The sequence below is a fragment of the Martinezella calliandrae genome (assembly GCF_030272695.1).
Classification (GTDB): Bacteria; Pseudomonadota; Alphaproteobacteria; order Rhizobiales; family Rhizobiaceae; genus Rhizobium; species Rhizobium calliandrae.
The window spans coordinates 1-361 of sequence record NZ_JARFYN010000233.1 but is presented as its reverse complement, the minus strand read 5'-3'; the positions used below and the strand labels follow the sequence as shown (position 1 = coordinate 361).

Sequence of the window (361 nt, the reverse complement as noted above, 5' to 3'; positions counted from 1 at the left end):
GAGAAGCTCCGTCCAGATCTGAGCGAGCGTCGTCTCGAGCTCGCCCTGCGGCGCCTCATAGGCGCGCCGTGCATAGGCGTCGTCGTCGGGAACCGGCAGCGCCTTGCGATCGAGCTTGCCGTTCGCCGTCAGCGGCAGCGCCGCCAGCTTCATGAAGGCCGACGGCACCATATAGTCGGGCAGCAGGCTAGCCAGATGGGCGCGCAAGGAGGCAGCAAGCGCACTTCCATCTTCCTCGTCCGATCCGGCCTCGGGCGCACAGACCACATAGGCGACGAGGTGCTTGTCGCCGGTGCGGTCCTCTTGCGCCACCACCACCGCCTCGCCGACGAGCTCGTGCTCGCAAAGCCGTGCGGCGATC

General features: G+C 67.9%; 1 protein-coding gene. It reads right to left on the bottom strand.

Annotated features, from left to right (window positions below; all coding sequences use genetic code 11):
- Positions 1-361, bottom strand: a 361-nt coding sequence (locus PY650_RS36890) for an AMP-binding enzyme (protein ID WP_285885051.1), incomplete at both ends; no start/stop codon positions are given.